Annotated in this window: 15 protein-coding genes; 5 read left to right on the plus strand and 10 right to left on the minus strand. The window is 31.4% G+C overall.

Translation table 11 applies throughout. The annotated features are described in order from the left end of the window. Positions 1 to 213: 213 nt before the first annotated feature. From BUB63_RS10480 to BUB63_RS10505, 6 genes are all read right to left on the minus strand, one after another. The gene (locus tag BUB63_RS10480) at positions 214 to 1,026 is read right to left on the minus strand and encodes an alpha/beta hydrolase (protein WP_073249634.1); all 813 of its coding nucleotides are present in this window, start codon (positions 1,024 to 1,026) and stop codon (positions 214 to 216) included. Between the two features lie 8 nt (positions 1,027 to 1,034). Continuing rightward, positions 1,035 to 2,717, minus strand: a complete 1,683-nt coding sequence (locus BUB63_RS10485) for an alpha amylase N-terminal ig-like domain-containing protein (protein WP_027309262.1) — start codon at positions 2,715 to 2,717, stop codon at positions 1,035 to 1,037. 52 nt (positions 2,718 to 2,769) lie between these two features. After that, on the minus strand, positions 2,770 to 3,669 hold the full coding sequence (locus tag BUB63_RS10490; RefSeq protein WP_073249636.1) for a LacI family DNA-binding transcriptional regulator: 900 nt from the start codon (positions 3,667 to 3,669) through the stop codon (positions 2,770 to 2,772). A 117-nt stretch (positions 3,670 to 3,786) separates the two neighbouring features. Next, entirely contained in the window at positions 3,787 to 4,671 is an 885-nt protein-coding gene (locus tag BUB63_RS10495) for a sugar ABC transporter permease (RefSeq protein WP_035166476.1), read from the minus strand. Continuing rightward, positions 4,671 to 5,936: a carbohydrate ABC transporter permease gene (locus BUB63_RS10500; protein WP_073249638.1), complete on the minus strand. Its 1,266-nt coding sequence runs from the start codon at positions 5,934 to 5,936 to the stop codon at positions 4,671 to 4,673. The genes BUB63_RS10495 and BUB63_RS10500 overlap by 1 nt, the downstream gene beginning before the upstream one ends. Positions 5,937 to 6,008: 72 nt before the next feature. Next, positions 6,009 to 7,274 carry a sugar ABC transporter substrate-binding protein gene (locus tag BUB63_RS10505; protein WP_073249640.1) on the minus strand — a complete coding sequence of 422 codons (1,266 nt, stop codon included), beginning with the start codon at positions 7,272 to 7,274 and terminating at the stop codon, positions 6,009 to 6,011. Positions 7,275 to 7,566: 292 nt separating this feature from the next. Here BUB63_RS10505 and BUB63_RS10510 point away from each other — a divergent pair, with 292 nt between their 5' ends. Genes BUB63_RS10510 through BUB63_RS10530 form a run of 5 tightly spaced genes read left to right on the plus strand, consistent with a single transcriptional unit; the run spans position 7,567 to position 11,138 of the window. Continuing rightward, positions 7,567 to 8,973, plus strand: coding sequence for a glycosyltransferase family 39 protein (locus BUB63_RS10510; RefSeq protein ID WP_073249642.1), 1,407 nt, complete (start codon positions 7,567 to 7,569; stop codon positions 8,971 to 8,973). Next, on the plus strand, positions 8,966 to 9,820 hold the full coding sequence (locus BUB63_RS10515; RefSeq protein ID WP_073249644.1) for a decaprenyl-phosphate phosphoribosyltransferase: 855 nt from the start codon (positions 8,966 to 8,968) through the stop codon (positions 9,818 to 9,820). Before BUB63_RS10510 ends, BUB63_RS10515 begins: the two co-directional genes overlap by 8 nt. Positions 9,821 to 9,838: 18 nt before the next feature. Beyond that, the gene (locus tag BUB63_RS10520; RefSeq protein ID WP_073249646.1) at positions 9,839 to 10,471 is read left to right on the plus strand and encodes an HAD-IB family hydrolase; all 633 of its coding nucleotides are present in this window, start codon (positions 9,839 to 9,841) and stop codon (positions 10,469 to 10,471) included. Continuing rightward, on the plus strand, positions 10,471 to 10,806 hold the full coding sequence (locus BUB63_RS10525; protein ID WP_073249648.1) for an EamA family transporter: 336 nt from the start codon (positions 10,471 to 10,473) through the stop codon (positions 10,804 to 10,806). The genes BUB63_RS10520 and BUB63_RS10525 overlap by 1 nt, the downstream gene beginning before the upstream one ends. After that, entirely contained in the window at positions 10,803 to 11,138 is a 336-nt protein-coding gene (locus BUB63_RS10530) for an EamA family transporter (protein ID WP_073249650.1), read from the plus strand. The genes BUB63_RS10525 and BUB63_RS10530 overlap by 4 nt, the downstream gene beginning before the upstream one ends. Positions 11,139 to 11,470: 332 nt before the next feature. Here BUB63_RS10530 and BUB63_RS10535 read toward each other — a convergent pair whose 3' ends face one another. Genes BUB63_RS10535 through BUB63_RS10550 form a run of 4 tightly spaced genes read right to left on the minus strand, consistent with a single transcriptional unit; the run spans position 11,471 to position 17,688 of the window. After that, entirely contained in the window at positions 11,471 to 12,886 is a 1,416-nt protein-coding gene (locus BUB63_RS10535) for a glycosyltransferase family 2 protein (RefSeq protein WP_073249652.1), read from the minus strand. 5 nt (positions 12,887 to 12,891) lie between these two features. Then, on the minus strand, positions 12,892 to 14,037 hold the full coding sequence (locus tag BUB63_RS10540) for a HEAT repeat domain-containing protein (protein WP_027309194.1): 1,146 nt from the start codon (positions 14,035 to 14,037) through the stop codon (positions 12,892 to 12,894). A gap of 11 nt (positions 14,038 to 14,048) precedes the next feature. Beyond that, positions 14,049 to 15,548 (minus strand): response regulator, encoded by a 1,500-nt coding sequence (locus BUB63_RS10545; protein ID WP_073249654.1) that lies wholly within the window; start codon positions 15,546 to 15,548, stop codon positions 14,049 to 14,051. Between the two features lies 1 nt (position 15,549). Further along, positions 15,550 to 17,688, minus strand: coding sequence for a family 2 glycosyl transferase (locus tag BUB63_RS10550; RefSeq protein WP_242826204.1), 2,139 nt, complete (start codon positions 17,686 to 17,688; stop codon positions 15,550 to 15,552). Positions 17,689 to 18,061: the final 373 nt, after the last annotated feature.

Consider the following 18,061-nt stretch of genomic DNA (forward strand, 5'->3'; position numbering starts at 1 on the left):
TTTCAGTTTAATTTTTGGTTGGTGAATAATTCAGGCTAAGATTTCTTATAAATATTTTTCAGTTTAATTTTTGGTTGGTGAATAATTCAGGTTTATTATTGAAATTAAATTTTTATTACTGCTTTATTTATTAAATAAAAGAAAAAATTAAAACCACTTTGATTTAAATTACAAAATCAAAGTGGTTTTATAAAAAGAAGGGGAATAATATGATTACTTTATAAACCTAATAAACTCTGGGAATCTTTTTGCCCAGTGTATTTCACTGTGGGTTGCTCCTTCATCTATTATAAGTTTTATATTCTGCTTATCCATAAATTCACAAAGCGTTTCATATATCCTTATTGTTCCATTTATATAGTAATCCTTAAAGTTTGGCTCATTATCATTACTTGTTTCCTCTGTTCCAATATCAAGATAAACCTTCATTTCTTCTCTTTGTCCCTCTTCACGTAAAAACTCTAAAAGTTCACCCTCCTTAAACCAAGCAGCTGTAGAAAAGGCTCCTATTTTTGAAAACACATCTTGATATTTAAAACCAATATAAAGAGAGATAAAGCCTCCCATAGAACTTCCTGCAACTATCGTATTTTCTCTATCGCTTAATGTTCTAAAGTTTTCATCTATATATGGCTTTAGGGTTTTAACTATAAACTCTGCATATTCCTTGCCTTCTCCCCCTGCACCATCCTTTATTCCTCTTTCTAAAAGACTCTCTATCTCTTCATTCTTCCAAGGTGAATATTCATCAAGCCTTTTAAATCCCTCTTGATTATTATCTATCCCAACAACTATAAAGCCTTCTATCTCTCCATTTTCCTGCATTCTATCTAATGTTTCCTTAACCTCCCAAGAGTGTCCTGAATATGAAAGTTGATGGTCAAAAAGGTTTTGTCCATCGTGCATATATATTACAGGATATCTCTTGTTTTCATTTTCATAGTAATCTAAAGGAAGATATATTCTTATATTCCTTTTTCTATCTAATTCCTTCATATATATTTCCTTTATTATAATTCTATCCATAGTCCCACCTACCTTATTTTTAATACCATCTTTCCATAGGGCTCTATATCTAATTTACCTTCTACTTTTACAGTTTTATTATTGAGTATATCCATATACTCTCCCTTTAAACCAATCTCAAAACTCTTTTCCTTATTTGATAGACTAAAAATACATAAAACCTCTTCATCATCTACAAATCTACTAAAGGCATATACATCTTCATCTACATAGCACTTCCTATATTCTCCAACCTTTAATGCCTTTACTTCCTTTCTCACCCTTGTTAAATTTTTATAGAAACTAAATAGTTCTTTATCTATATTTTGAAAATCCATTGTTATTCTGCAGTGGGGGTCATTGGCACCAGATAGCCCTGCTTCATCTCCATAGAAAATCATTGGTATTCCTATTGTAGTAAACATATAGAAGGCTGCAAGCTTAAGTTTTTCTTTGTCATTCTTACATTCATATAAAAATCTTGCTGTATCGTGGCTATCTATTAGATTTAAAAGATTATATCTTATATCCCTTCTATATCTTGCATATAGGTTTTGCATATATGCATCAAGTTCCTTTAATTTCATATTCCCCCTTGCAAAAACCTCAAGGGCTGCGTGCATAAATGGATAGTTCATAGATGAATCGTACTGGTCTCCCCTTAAGTAGCTCTCTGCACCATCCCAAACTTCACCTATTATAATTGCATCTTCCTTTACAGATTTAACAGCTTCTCTAAATTCTCTCCAGAACTTATGGTCTATCTCGTTTGCAACGTCAAGCCTCCATCCATCTATGTCAAACTCCTCTATCCAATATTTCGCTATGTTTAGAAGATATTTTTTAACCTCATCATTTGTGGTATTTAATTTTGGCATATTTTTAGATTGACCAAACATCTCATAGGTGCCATCTTCATTTATAAAATACCAATCAAAGTACTTTGATTTTTTGCCCTTTTTCATAGCATCCTTAAAGGCAAAAAACTCTGAGCTTGTATGATTAAAAACTGCATCAAGTATTACCCTTATTCCTCTTTTATGACACTTTTCAACTAACTCTTTAAATATGTTTTTATTACCAAAGGATTTATCTATGTCATAGTAATCAATAGTATCATATTTATGGCAGCTTGGTGATTCAAATATAGGGGTTAGGTATATGGCATTTACTCCAAGCTCCTCTATATAATCAAGTCTATCAATTATTCCCCTTAAATTTCCTCCAAACATCCTCTTATTTGTAGGCTCATCAAACCAAGCCTCATCAAGCTCCTCTTTGTTGAATCTATCCACAAATATTTGATAGAAAATTGAGTCCCTCCACCAAGAATGTGCCTTGTATAGATCTCCTCTGCATATATAGGCAAATATGAAGTATCTATTTCTATCCTCTGGAGGTTCCTTGTAAAACCTTTGTTGTGCATAATATATTGTTTCCTTTTCATCCTCAAGTTTAAAATAGTAGCATATTCTATTAAAGCTTGGTGATATTTGTATCTCATAATAATCAAATAGGTCATCTGTAAAGACCTTATTCATTTCCTTTTCAAACATAGTAACCCTTGGGACAGGTTCATATCTGTCTCCATAACATAATATAACCCTCTTTAAATCATCCTTTTTTGTTCTAAGCTTAATGCATAAGGTTTTTTCATCTAATGGATATGAATAGGTACTGTCACTTTGATGGTAGATTGCTTCCTTTAACATCTCATATTCCCTCCAAAATTAAACGTTTAAGTATTTTAAGTTAAAGGCAGTTTTATTCTGCCTCAATTATCGTATACTGTACATATTTATAGTTCTTATCTATATATCTTAAAAGCAAGTCGGATATAAGCTTTGCTTTGTTTTCAATATCAACCTCTATTTTGTTTATTTGTTCATCTAAAAGATAGTCTTCATTGTTTATACAAATAACAGATATCCTATCCTTCTCTACAAATCTTGATAGTATTACTCCAAGTTCCTCTGAAACTACTATAAATCTTTCATCCCTGTGTTTTTTTACAACTTCCCTTACAGAATCTACAGAAGATATAAAGTAGACCTCTTCATTTTCCCTTTTATCCTCTCTTATTTTATCCATAAGATGCTCACTGTTTAAATGAGGAATTAAAATTACTTTTTTATCTTCTGAACTTACCTTTCTTGCATATCCTAAGTAATCAACATTTATCTTGTGGAATAGTATGTCATCAAGGACTGCATCAATTAAAAGTATTGGAACAGTAAACTTTATTGATATATCATAGAAAATTCTATTATCTACATTAAAAACAAGTACGCCGTCTAAATCCCTCTGCTTTATTATATCTAAATTAGGCTCTTCTACACTTATATTAGAGGATAAAACGTGGTAGCCCTTTGTTGCAAGGTACTCCTCTATTTTTTCAAGAAGCTTATAGTTGTGATTTGTGAAAATTGGCATTTTATTTTGTTTATGCTTCAATATTAAAACTCCCACAAGGCCTGATTTCCTCTTTACAAGTGACCTCGCTGCAAGGTTTGGAACATAGTTTAATCTATTTGCCGCCTGTATAATCTTATCCTTTGTCTCCTCTGAAATGCTCTGTTTCTCATTTCCATTTAGAACATAGGAGACAGTTGCAACAGATACACCTACCTCCTTTGCTATATCTTTAAGTGTTGGCCTTTTCATAGTTTACCCCCTCGGTATAACGTTATTTAGAAAATTCCCAATGGCACCTCTGCCATTGGGAATATTATATTACAACTTTCACCCCAAAACAACCAAATTAAATAGTTCCCCTCTTTATCAGCTCTTAACTGCACCTGATGATAATCCTTCAACGATATATTTTTGTAGGAATGCATAAAGTATAGTTATAGGTATTGCAACTAAAATTGCACCTGCTGCAAATAGTGTAAACTTAGTATTTGACTGTCCTGTAACCATTTCCATAAGACCCATAGCAAGTGTCTTCTTTTCTGCACTACTTAAAATTAAGCTTTGGAATATAAAGTCCATCCAAGGGCCTATAAAGCTTGTTAATGCAAGGAATACTATTATTGGAACAGCAAGAGGCATTATAATCCTTGTAAAGGTTGTAAAGTTTGTAGCACCGTCAACTCTTGCAGCCTCATCAAGGCTCTTTGGTATTTGATCAAAGTAACCCTTTATAAGCCAAGTATTTCCTGGTATTTGTGCACCTGCATAGAATAGCACAAGACCTATATGTGTATTATATAATCCTAAGTTCATAAGTAAAACATATACAGCAGTAAGTGTTAAGAAGCTTGGGAATACTTGTAATACAAGTATTGTAACAAGCAATGGTTTTCTTCCTTTAAATCTAAATCTTGAGAATACATATGCATTAAATGTAGTTAATATTGTTGAAAAAATCATATTTAAGAAGGCTATCTTTAATGTATTCTTATACCATATTGGATAGTCTGTCTTTGTAAATAGCTCCTTGTAATGTATAAATGTTGGATTCTTTGGAAACATAGTTGATGAATATAAACTGTTTCCTGGGTTTAATGAAGAACCTATAATCCAAAGTACTGGGAATAATATAAATATAGTATTTGTTATTAGGAATGTATATACTAAAGCTCTAAGTGCTATTGTCTTTGGAGTTAGCTTTTTCTTTTTCTTAACAAGCTTTATTTCGCTTGTTGATGTATTTGTGCTCATCAGATTAAATCCTCCTCTCTAAAGGACTTGGACCTTGTAAATGAAAAGGCAACAATTGGTGCGATGATTAGGAATATCATAATTGTAACAACTGATGCCATATGATATTGTTGTTGATTTAGTGTCATCTTGTAAATCCAAGAAATTAGAAGGTCTGTATGTCCTGCATATCTGTAATTTGGATTTACAGGGCCTCCACCAGTTACTGCATATATTAACATAAAGTTATTGAAGTTATATGCAAAGCTTGATATTAAAAGTGGCATTGTTGAGTATAGTACCATTGGTATTGTTATGTGTCTTAGTTTTTGGAATGCTGTTGCACCATCAATATCTGATGATTCATAAAGATCCTTTGGTATATTTGTTAATATACTTGTCATTAGTGCCATAAAGTATGGTGCACCAAGCCACATATTAATTAAAACAAGGGTAAACTTAGCTAAATGTGGATCTGTTAACCAACCTAATCTTTGTAAACCAATATGTTCTATAAAATCGTTTATTGGTCCTTGACCACTAAATATAAGTCTCATTATAAGCATTGAAATAAGTCCTGGAACTGCATATGGAATTATAAATATTGTTCTCCATAGCTTCTTTATCTTAACACCTGATGAATTTACTATAAGAGCCCACATAAGACCAACAAAAAAGCTTGTAACAGTTGCAAGAACTGCCCAAGTAACAGTCCATATAAATACACCTGAAAGTGTTTTATTCCATATCTTAAGTCCAAATATTTCTTTAAAGTTTTGTAGACCAACCCATCTTACTAAGTTTCTTGGTGGTAGATGGTATGGTGCTGAATAATCAGTAAATGCTATAAGTATTGTAAATACAATTGGTAGTAATATTAAGAATACAAGTGATAATAAACCTGGAGTAATAAATATCCAATGGAAATTTCTGTCTATTTTATCCCTAAGGGTTGTTTTCTTCTCCTCTTTAGCTTTATATGCATCTCTAACATTATAAACATATATTCCTATTATAATTAGAATTAATAAAATTGATATTATACCCTGTAACATTAAGAATATTGAGTGGTCAAAAACAGCAACTCCCTGTTCATTAAAGTGAAATTTAGTTACACCTAATGTCCAAATACCCCAAAGTCCGTGTGCGAAGTATGGAATACCGAAAACTATAGTTAAAATTTCAACAAGCAATAAAAAAATACCTTTAATGTATTCACCCTTCATTATCTGTGCAGAACCCATTATTATATATGACAACCAGGCATATTTTTTCTTATCTTCCATCTTTTCACCTCTTTCCAAGATTATTATAGGTATGTGCAGAAGCACATACCTATAAATATTTAATTAATTATATTACTTTTGTGCTGCTATTGCATCCTTTATAGTTTGTACACACTTGTCAAGTGCTGCCTTTGGTTCCATTTGTCCATCCCAAATAGCATTGAATGTAGTAGCAAGTGGGTCCCAAACAAGTTGCATTTGTGGAATTGATGGCATTGGTTCTGCATTTGCAGCTTGAGCCATAAATCCTGAAACGATTGGATCGTTCTTTATTTCATCCTTTTCAGCTAAAGCCTTAACAGGAGGTATTTGTCTTGTCATTTCAAATCTCTTCATTAGCATTTCATCTGAAGTTGCAAATTCAGCAAATAGCTTTGCAGCCTTTGGATACTTAGTAAATGAGCTTACGTATAGTGCTCTTATACCTGAGAAGCTCTTTGGTTGTGCTCCACCGAATGTTGGAAGTGGTGCAACTCCAAAGTTAACCTTTGCATCTTGGTATGCCTTAACTGCCCAAGGTCCATTTATAATCATAGCAACCTTTCCTGCTGTGAAGGAACCATCCATAAATTGATAGTTTGAATCAGCAGCCTTAAGTGGTAATATAGTTCTTAAGCTCTTGTAGAATTCTGCACCCTTTAGAGCACCTTCATTGTTAAGACCGATGTCGTCCTTGTCAGTTCCTTGCTTTCCAAATACATAGCCTCCATTTGCAGTTAAGAAGCTGTATGAGAAGTATGCATTACCAACATCCCAAGCAAGTGCATATTTCTTTTCCTTTGGATTGTTGAATGTCTTTGCAAATTCTATTATTTCTTCATAGGTCTTTGGTGCTTCCTTAACAAGATCCTTGTTGTAGAAAAGTGCATATGTTTCAATTGCTGTTGGGTAACCATAAACTTTACCGTCTAAGCTTACACCTCTTAGAGCAGCTTCCATAAAATCATTCTTTACTCTATCTGGATTGTGGTTTTCTTGAATTAATCCTGCTGCAACCATCTTACCTAAATGGTCGTGTGGTGCTGCAAAAACGTCTGCTCCAACTCCTGCAGGTCCGTCTTGTTGAAGTTTTCCTGATGTATCTGTATAGTTAACTGGTTCATATTTAACCTTTACACCATACTTCTTTTCGAATTCTGATGCTACATACTTTATGTATTCTCCTTCTGGGCCTTCACTTTCCCATACAAGTAATGTAGCTCCTTCTTCTGGTTTTAATTCATTAGTTTGTTCTGCTGGCTTATTGTCCTTTGGTTCTTCAGTTTTCTTTGGACCGCAACCAGCCATTAATGAAGCCACTAAAAGTGCTGAAAGCATAATTGACAATGGCTTTTTCACAGAAATTCCCCCTTCTTTAGTTTTTTTTAATTAATTAACTTAAATGTTTAAGTTCATTTATATTATAACTCTTTTGCAAACGTTTGTCCATACTTTTTCTGAAAATTTTTAAATATAATTTATTACAAAATTTTTAATTCTATTGTTACAATTATGTCATAAATATTCATATTTCTAATAAATTCTAATACCATTTAAAAAAATAAATTAATTATATTTACCATTTTGTAGTTTATAATAGTTAATATTGTAGTATAATATTTCTTGTTATTTTTTATTGCGAGGTGATTTTATGAAGGGATTTTCTAACTTTGTAAATACAGCACTTAAAATTCTTTTTATACCTATAATAATAGCAAGCCTTGGGTTTGTATATGCCTATGCAAAATACTTTAAGACATTAAATATATATCTTATTCTATTTTTCACATTATCATTTATATTATTTTTGTACGTTCTAAAAAAAGAATTAAATCCTAAGATAATATTAATGCTTTTAATTCTATTTGGGCTAATATTAAGACTATATTACGTAGTTACCCTTGATAACAGACCAGTATCTGACTTTGCAGGAATGTTTATACGAAGTAAAATGTTCTTATCAGGGGATTATTCAATGTTTCATAATAAAAACTACTATGCAAGATATCCCCATATGACTATGACGGTTTTATATTTTGCTTTAATTAGAAGTCTTTTTGCAAATTCTCTTCTTGCTATAAAGGTTATTAATGCACTTTTATCTACATTAGATATATTCCTTGTTTACCTTATTTCAAAGGAAGCCTTTAACTCTAAAAAAACTGCCCTTTATGGTTCCTTTATCACCGCCACATACCCCCCACTTATTGCATATTCTGCCGTATACTGTTCTGAAAATATAGCAATGCCTTTTTATCTACTTAGCATATATGTGTTTATTCTTGTTATGAAAAATAAGGCTAACACAAATACGTTAATTTTAAGTGGACTTATACTTGGAATCGGTCATATTTTTAGAATGGTTGCAGATGTTGTTGTGGTAGCTTATATTATGTTTATACTTATTTACTTTAAGAAAAACTTTTTTACAAAATCAAAATCTATACTCCTAATCCTTTTAGCCTTTTTAATTCCTATGATTACTGCAAATACAATACTAAAAAGAATGGGGATACTCCAGTACAACCTATGGAGGGGATGTGAAACTAAATGGACAAGTGTTTTGAGGGGTTCAAACCTTGAAACCTACGGAAGATGGAACATGGAGGATGCAAAATTTATAGCCTCCTTTGATGACGATAAAGAATTAGAGAAGGCAATTAAGGAAAAGGTAAAGGAGAGATATACAAAGACTCCTCTACCAAAGCTAATCTACTTCTTTTTAGCAAAATACTCCACACAGTGGGCATCTGGAGATTTTGGAGGTTTTTTCTGGGCACAGGCTGACACTAAGTCCTTACAAATAGATATACTGCATAATGGAATGTTGTATGTAAATCTATATTATTTTATAATACTTCTATTAACCTACATAGGCTTATTTAATAAAAGACAATATATAGATAATCCAATTATAAACTTATTTTATATAATATTCTGTGGGTATGGACTTTTATATTTAATAACAGAATCACAAAGTAGATACTCCTTCATAGTTTGTTGGTTATTTATTATTTTATCGTTAACTGTATTTAGAAGGGATGAAGCGTATGAATAAATATATAGAACTTATGCGTCCAAAGCAGTGGATAAAAAACTTCTTTGTATTTGGTGCTATTATCTTCTCTAAAAAATTTTTAGAATTAGACAGCATAGCAAAGGTTGTATTGGCCTTCTTCTGCTTTTGTCTTATTTCATCCTCTGTGTATATTATGAACGACATAAAGGATTTAGAGCAGGATAAGATACATCCTAAAAAGAAGAATAGACCTATTGCAAGCGGAAAGGTTTCAATTAAAAGTGCAATAATAGAGATGATTGTATTAATTATAGTATCTTTATCTACCGCCTTCTATTTGAATAAATATCTACTCATTATATTGCTGATATATTTTATAAATAATATAATCTATACCTTTAAGGTAAAGCACCTGGTTCTACTTGATGTTATCTCCATTGCAATAGGGTTTATATTAAGAGTTATTGCAGGTGGAGTTGTTATTAATGTTGAGCTTTCTGTTTGGATACTCCTATGTACTCTATTTATTTCTCTATTCTTAGGCTTTGAAAAGAGAAAAAATGAGCTAAAATGCCTAGAGGGTGATGCAACAAAGCACAGAAGAATACTTGATGACTATTCAATTAAATTTTTAGATGATATTTCAAACATTGTGTGCGGATGTACAATAATTTTTTACTCCCTTTATACCTTCTTTGCCTACAACCACAAATATATGATGATAACAAATATATTTGTTATCTATGGGCTTTTTAGATATAAGTATTTAACAGAAATAAAGGATTTAGGGGGAAGCCCTACAGAGGCTGTTCTTACAGATACAGGAATTATAATAGATGTTATACTTTGGGGAATTTGCAGTGCGGCTATTCTTTTATTTACATAATAAGAGGGAGGTTTTGTTTTGATTCAAAAGGTTGCAATATTTGATGTGGATAAAACAATTATAAATGGCGACTCTATGTTTATGCTTCTTTTTTATACTCTAAAAAAAAGACCTAAATCTATAATTGGACTTCCAAGGTTATTTTTTATGCTATTACTCTATTTATTAAAAATAATTGATACTAAAAGGGCAAAGGAAGAGATGTTCTATGTAATAAATTACTTAGATGAAGGGGATCTTGAGGATTTTTTTAAAGAAAAGATATTAAATCATACCTTTTTTGATGCAAAGGAGGAAATTATAAAAAGAAAAAAAGAAGGATATACAGTTATATTAATCTCTGCCTCACCTGAATGTTATATAAGGTATTTTAAAAAATACTTCGATGTTGATTATGTCCTTGGAACGATTTTAAGGAAAAATAGAGAAGGATATACAAATATAATAGATGGGGAAAACTGCAAGGGTGAGGAGAAGGTTTTAAGACTAAAAAAACTATTAGCGGAAGAAGATATTGAAATTGATAAAGAAAATAGCCTCTGCTACTCCGACTCACTTTCAGATATGCCCCTTTTTAATCTTGTGGAAAATAGATTTTTGATAAACAATAATAGAAGGCTTGAAGGATTTAAAAATTTGAGGTGGAAATGATGAAAAAGACTTTTAACAAAGGAATACTACTTATGATTGTATCTGCCTTTTTAACTGCAAACGGACAGCTTTTTTGGAAATTTTCGCAGACTAACAACAAACTTATAAATATTACAATTGGATTTTTACTATATGGTTTTGGTGCTCTTTTTATGATTTTTGCCTTTAAAAATGGGGAACTTTCTGTTCTTTATCCTCTTATGTGTATTTCATATGTTTTTGCTCTAATTAATGGATATATTTTTTTAGGAGAAACAATCTCAATATATAACTTAATAGGCATCTTAATTATTATTTTAGGCGTTACTCTACTTGGAAAGGAAAATAAGGTATGAGTTTAAAGACATTTTTTATATTAATCTCTATGACACTATGCGGTTCTCTGGGAGGATATTTTCTAAAAAGAGCATCTTATAATTTAAATTCTCTAAAGACTTTAATTTTGAATAAATACATATACATAGGCGGGCTTTTCTACTGCCTTGGTGCAATACTTAACATAGTTCTTTTAAAATACATTCCATATAGCCTTGTGCTTCCTCTAAATTCGATAACCTATATCTGGGCACTTCTTCTTGCATATTTTCTTTTAGGAGAGAAAATAGGAAGGTATAAGCTATTTGGGATATTGTGTATTGTAGTTGGGGTTTTCTTTCTAACAATCTAAGGCTACAGAATAACTTCTGTAGCCTTAGATTGTTGATAAACCTGTTTGTTAGCTAAAGTATGAAAAAGCCCCATGAAAGGATTTCAATGGGCTCTTTCATAAGCTTTAGCAATTCTTGCTTTTCGACTTTGAAAAAGTCCGTAATTCGGCACAGGACGTGCCGAGCCGAGCGGCCATCAGGACGATGGCATCGCGAGGGTAGGACTTTTTCAAACAAAGAAAAGCTTAAAATTGATTAGCAAAATGAACCAATGACCAAGAAATCCTTCATGGGGCTAATCAATATATAACTTTTTCAACAGCCTGAAGGCTACAGAAAAACTTCTGTAGTCTTATCTTTGATTTTGGAAACTTGTTCTCTTTATCTTACCCCAACTGTGCTTCATCTTCCTAAATTTTATTATACCTTCAATTCTGTAGAAGGTTGTAAACTGTCTATAACCGAAGTTTTCAAGAATACCATATAGGCTAAGTTTAATTAACTGTTTCAAGGTTGGATATTTGTTGAAGGTATATTCTTCAAGTAGTATTGCACCAAGTGAAAGAAGTATTCCATATAGAATGGATGCTGCAAAGAATAAAAGGAAATACTTTAAATTCAAAAGCCCGAATATATAGGCAAGAGGTATCATAACATATCCTATTATCTCGATTATTGGCCCTATCATTTCAAATAGCCAAAAATAAGGAACTGCTATAAGCCCAATTTGTTTGTATCTTGGATTAAAAAACATCCTTTTATGTTTAAAAAGGCTGTCCATAAGCCCTATTTGCCATCTTCTTCTCTGGGACCTTAAATCCTTTAATGTTTCTGGAGCTTGAGTCCAGCAAACAGGATCTGGTACAAACTTTATCCTATAGGGGATTTTATTTCTCAGGAAATATTCGTGCATCTTAACTATAAGCTCCATATCCTCACCAATTGTATTCTTTGCATATCCGCCAACTTCTATTGCAGCCTCCTTTTTAAAGGCTCCGAAGGCACCAGATACTATAAGCAAAGAATTTAAGGCATCCCATCCTACTCTTCCTGTTAAAAATGCCCTTAGATATTCTACTATTTGAAACATAGCAACACTGCTCTTTGGAAGTCCTATATCAACCACTCTTCCTCTTGTAATAATCGAACCATTTGCTATTCTAACAATCCCACCTACAGCAACTGTCTTTTTATCCTCTATAAATGGCATAACTACTCTAACTAATGAGTCGCTCTCAAGTATTGAGTCTGCATCTATTGATGTTATTATAGGATAGTTTGATATATTTATACCTGCATTTAATGCATCGGCCTTTCCACCATTTTCTTTGTCTACTAATATAAGGTTTGGTATATCTATATTTTTATAGATACCCTTTATTTTATTAGTTTTAAGCCTATACCTTACCGGTTGATTTACCTCTTTTAAATCAAATTCTTGTATAACCTTGTTTAATGTATTATCCTTTGAGCCATCATTTATAACTATTACCTCAAACTTAGGATAGTTTAATGAAATAAGAGACTTTATGTTTTCAACTATAGTTTCCTCCTCGTTATAGGCAGGAACTAAAATAGAAATTGGTATCATATTATCTGAAGTTATATATTTTTTATAGTCTGAATACCTTATCTTTCTTACATAGTCGCTTAAATTAAAGGCTGCAAGAATAAGCTGTATAAAATATATGAAATTTATTACTAATACATAATAGATAATAAAGTAATTGAAGTTAATTACTATCGATTTTAATAGTGGTGTATTCATAAATCTCACCTATCTTTTTCTTCTATATATTTTTTAATAGCTTCACTTAGCTTGGGTGTTCTGCTACTGTACATATCATATTCAAGTACCTTATCCCATCCATAGCTTGTCTCAAGAACTGAAACAACTATATCCTTTGCAAATCTATCTTCTCCATCTAAAACGTCATATACAAGTTCAATTCCGCCCTCAATTGAAATAAGGGAGTTTGCTGCATTATATCTAACATACCATTCTTTATCAGACAATGCCTTAACAAGAGGTATGAGTGCTCTATTATCCTGAAGTTGTCCTAAAACCTTTGCTGCAATTGCTCTAACTTCCCAAGATTCATCATTTAAAAGCTCTATTATCTGAATTACGTATCTATTATCCCCCATATTTCCTAAGGCCTTTAATGCCGCAATCTTTTTTTCCTTATTTTCATCGGCTAAAAAGATGGCTATTTCGTCTGCTAAAATTGTATTTTTATAGTTTCCAGCTGATTTTATGAATATTGATGATATAAACTCATCCTCTAAATACATAAGATTTCTATATACGTATATTTTATCTCCCTCGAAGCTATCTGCTATCTCAACTAAGCTTCTCTCACTTAAGGGAATTGTTTTTGACAGCCTTTTAAAGGCCTCAATAAATGCCTCCTCATCACCTATCTTCGCAAGGGCCATCAAAACATTATATTTAACCTCCACTACTTCAATGTCTATTAAATCTAATAGGCTACCTAATGCCTTTTTACTTCTTATTTCACCTAAGTTTTTGCAGGCAAGGGCAACCTTATGCATATCTTTACTCTTTAGCTTTTCTAATTCATAATCCACAAGCCCTATATCCTCTGCAAGCTTTGTTAGATTATTTGAAATACTTCCCCTTAGGTTTTCAAAATACAATAAAAATCTCTCTTCTATTATTTCCCTCTTTATTCTATCTTTTATAAATCCTTTTAAAACCTTAAGCTGTACATTGGTAACCTCATACTCATCAAGTCTTGAGGCTATATCATCAAGATACCCTGAAACATCCTTATAAACCCTTCTTTTTTTTCTATTTATATAATCCTCATATAGTTTTTCTGTAATAAGATAGGCATAAAGAAGAATTATAATAACTGAAAAAATAAGGATAGAATATAAAACAATAAGTTCCATACAAATCACCACTAATCTAATAACTTTTTAATTCTACTATCAAGCTCAACAGGAGAAAATGGTTTAACAACATAATCATCTGCACCCAAATCAAGCGTTCTTTTTATATAGTCTTCATTCTTTTGGGATGATAAAACAATTATTGGAATATCCCTATTATTTTCTCTTATTTTCTTTATCAATTCATCTCCATTCATAAGCTTTAAATAGTAATCAGTAACTACCAAATCTATATCATTTTCTTTTAGTATTTCTAATGCTTCAAGTCCATCCGATGCTATAAATACATTATAGCCTTTATTTTTGTATCTGGATTTTAGAATAGATAAAATTATCCTATCATCATCAATAAATAAAATGTTTATCATATTATTTTGTTTAGCAGAATCTACATCAACAACAACCCTTCCTCTACCTTCCATTTTAGCAACTGCAAGTGCTCCCCTTGCCCTTACTAAAATATCCTTATACTCTGGATTATCCTTTGTTATTGAGGAGATCCCTGCTGAAAAGCTAACATTTTGCTGAATTTCCTCCCCATACTGCTTTGCAAAGCTCAAAACCTGTTCTGCAACATTTTTAACCCACTTTATGTCTCTATCGTAGAATATGAAGGCAAATTCATCTCCCGACATTCTGTAGGATATATCTACCTTTGTTGTATATTTTTTGAACTCAGATACAACTTTATTTATAATTCTATTACCAAAGGATAAACCTAATTTTTTATTTATCTCTCCCATAAAGTCAAAGTCTATTAAAAGAAGTGTTCCGTCCTTTTCTTCCCTCTGGGCTTTAATCAAAAGTGAAGATGTAAGGATTTCCCCCTGTTTTCTTGTGTATAAGCCTGTTGCAATGTCATAAACTGTATTCTTTAGGCATTTTGAACTCATATTTACTATGTTTAAAAGCTTTAAATAAACTTCCTCTACATTAAAGTTGTAATTAATGTAATCAATAACACCTAACTTTAAACATTCAAGCTTAGTATTATAATCCTCATCTGATATTACAATGATAGGTATCTGTTCTAAAATCTTTTCTTCCCTTATGCTTTTTAATATAGTTACTGCATTTATATTTTTGTTGTTTTGGATTATAACAGCATTAGGATTATACGCAAAGATTGCATCTACTGCATCTCCCTTAGAAATAATTACCTCTATATTATTTTGTTTTAATTTATTTATTAATCCATTTAATACTTCATCACTATCTGGAAATATTAAAATCCTACTTTTTTCAATTATCCTTTGCTCAATAATATTTTTAACTTTTATTAGCTTTTCAACATATTTTTCCTTTTCATCATCATCATCCCTTTCAAAACTTCCTTCCATATCCTTTAATTCAAAGGCAACATCCTCGATGTTGTTTTCCTTTGATATTGTATATAGCCTTTTCAATACCCCCTTAACAATATTCATGTATGCCTTATCCTTATTTTTTACTTCAAGCAAATCATTTATTGTGTTTAATATATCTCTAATTACTAAATCAATGTGTGCCATATCACTCACCTCCTATAGTTTTAAAGGCCTCCTTTAATATAAAGTAGGACTTTTTTAGTCTTTCGTGATACTTTGGCATATCCCAAGTCTGCCAAGTATATTGTTTCATTGGTGTATATATGTCTTCATCATTTTTTCTTAAAATAATACCTACATAAAATCCTTCTGTTTTTATAGGTTTTATTCCTTTGTTTAGATATAAATCATCCATTACCATTTTAGTTGATGGATCCATAACATTTAATAATTGCCAAGGTATTCTAATCTCTATTACATCTCCCTTTATGAAGTAATCAGCAAGGGAATTAAACTCCACCTTATTGGGGTTTGCCACTCCAAAAATAAGCTTTCCTGTTTCGAACTTCTGTAATGGAAGCTCCCTCTTGTCTTCTGGAAGAACAAGAGGCCTATTTAGACAAAGATATATATTGTTAAAAGTTCCACTATCCTTTACTTCAAAATTTGAGTTTTCCTTTTCCATTTTTAATCTTTTACTATATTCAAAATAAAAATGGTCATAGTAGGCATCTACCATAATTCTTGAATCTTCTTTTCCTCTTATTTTAATAACAAAATCCACGGGCCTTTCAAAATTTAATCCTTCATCTGAAAATTTAGTATTGCCTTGATTTTCTTTTATATCTATGGGTATATATAATGTATCCTTTTCTAAATCAAAATCTTTTACATTAATCTTAAAATACACATATCCTTCATCGGAATTTACACTTAAACTTATGTTATTTTGCTGTATTAATGGAGCTACTTCCCACTCCGAATCTTCTCCATCAACATAACATACACTTTTTCCCTCTCCTGGTTCAAAGGTTAAAAGTCCAAACATCTGCTCATTTGTTTGTACATTCTTCCAATAGGGCCTTCTGTCTGGCAAATCTAAATCCATTGTATTCCAAGTTCTTTTGAACCACTCATCCTGCCAAGTAAATACAAGACCTCCTGCATAACCTTCTTTGTATATATCCTCAAGCATACTAACAAGATACTCACCCTGTTTCTTCTCCTCAACAAAACCTTGATTATATCCTGTATGGATATTTATATGGGCCATTCCCCTTGAGGATGGTATTCCAAACTCTGCAACTAAAACAGGCATTGTATGTTCCTTTCTTAAATCCTTCAGATATGCTCTATATGGATTTATTTTACCCCTTTCATCTATATATGTTGAATATCTTTTATCATAGCTCATAAAATCAGGATAGTATGGGTATATATGATATGATGCAAACAGCCCTGGTTTGAAGGTATTTTTACTTTTAATATGCTCTGGGTTTACTGTTACCATATCCTCCTTCTCTAAGGGTTCGTTTGGATGCTCAAGCATATCCGTTGTAACCCAGTTTGATAATGCAACAGGTCTTTGCATCCCATACTTTTCAGTTTCATATTTAATCGCTTCATCTGCAAACTCACATAGAAAAACCTCAAAGGGTGATGCATTTTGGGTATATAGGTATTTGCCATCATAACTTAGCTTATCTTTATTTTTATTGTTTGTTTCAACAACAAACTCAGGATCCCATTCTATTCCAAGTATCCAGCCTATTACATACTTGGAGACATCCTTTGTATAATTCCCATAGGCGTGTCCCTTTTCCTTTTCTATGCTTATATTACCGTGTATTATATCTATTAACTTTTTTGTTTCCTCTATTGCAGCCTCTTTTATCTTTGGATTATGGGCATCTTTGTATTTTAATATATCCTCTTCATTAATCCAGACACCTTGAAAAAGGTAAATAGGTTTTTCTGCCTTTTTATTATATTCATATAAAGCTTCATAAAACTCTGGCATAAGTCTTGTATAAACCCTTATTGTATTTGCATTCATATCCTGAATATATTTAAACCATCTTAGATAGTCTTCCTTTGTTATGCCAAATTCTCCTGGAAAGAAACCTGGTTTTGATGCACCTATATTTACTCCCTTTATAAATATCCTTTTAAATTTTTTATCTTCGTATATGTAAAAATACTTTTCATCAACCTTGGATATATATTTTATATTTCCATCTTTATAAATTGAATCTACACTCCTTTTATATTTTATTGCCTTGTTAACTGGATAGATTAATAGTAATATTAATATAATAAATACAAAATACCTCTTTATGTTCAAAAATATTCCCCCTTGATGCTATATCTTACATATATTCTACAACAATTTACACATTTTTTCTATTATATAATTTAAACCTGAATTATTCACCAACCAAAAATTAAACTGAAAAATATTTATAAGAAATCTTAGTATAATTGTTATATGAATAAAATTTTCATAAATTACAGATATTTACATTAAAGAAGAATAGATTTCACCTATAGTATAAAATTTTACTTTTTGAACTTATCAAAGAACAATAATAAAAGAATTTCATTCTAACTTGTGAATATTTGCTACAATCTCATAAAAATCATTTTTATATGCGTAGCTACTGCAAAGCTTAAATATTATGTAGCGACTACTTCTTACTATTCTTGAGGCTATTTTC

This window comes from Caloramator proteoclasticus DSM 10124, from assembly GCF_900129265.1.
GTDB lineage: Bacteria > Bacillota > Clostridia > Clostridiales > Caloramatoraceae > Thermobrachium > Thermobrachium proteoclasticum.

Bases quoted from the DNA above. Each gene is read 5' to 3' on its own strand.
- BUB63_RS10480 (WP_073249634.1), bottom strand. From the start codon at position 1,026: ATGGATAGAATTATAATAAAGGAAATATATATGAAGGAATTAGATAGA.
- BUB63_RS10485 (WP_027309262.1), bottom strand. From the start codon at position 2,717: ATGTTAAAGGAAGCAATCTACCATCAAAGTGACAGTACCTATTCATAT.
- BUB63_RS10490 (WP_073249636.1), bottom strand. From the start codon at position 3,669: ATGAAAAGGCCAACACTTAAAGATATAGCAAAGGAGGTAGGTGTATCT.
- BUB63_RS10495 (WP_035166476.1), bottom strand. From the start codon at position 4,671: ATGAGCACAAATACATCAACAAGCGAAATAAAGCTTGTTAAGAAAAAG.
- BUB63_RS10500 (WP_073249638.1), bottom strand. From the start codon at position 5,936: ATGGAAGATAAGAAAAAATATGCCTGGTTGTCATATATAATAATGGGT.
- BUB63_RS10510 (WP_073249642.1), top strand. From the start codon at position 7,567: ATGAAGGGATTTTCTAACTTTGTAAATACAGCACTTAAAATTCTTTTT.
- BUB63_RS10515 (WP_073249644.1), top strand. From the start codon at position 8,966: ATGAATAAATATATAGAACTTATGCGTCCAAAGCAGTGGATAAAAAAC.
- BUB63_RS10525 (WP_073249648.1), top strand. From the start codon at position 10,471: ATGAAAAAGACTTTTAACAAAGGAATACTACTTATGATTGTATCTGCC.
- BUB63_RS10530 (WP_073249650.1), top strand. From the start codon at position 10,803: ATGAGTTTAAAGACATTTTTTATATTAATCTCTATGACACTATGCGGT.
- BUB63_RS10535 (WP_073249652.1), bottom strand. From the start codon at position 12,886: ATGAATACACCACTATTAAAATCGATAGTAATTAACTTCAATTACTTT.
- BUB63_RS10540 (WP_027309194.1), bottom strand. From the start codon at position 14,037: ATGGAACTTATTGTTTTATATTCTATCCTTATTTTTTCAGTTATTATA.
- BUB63_RS10545 (WP_073249654.1), bottom strand. From the start codon at position 15,548: ATGGCACACATTGATTTAGTAATTAGAGATATATTAAACACAATAAAT.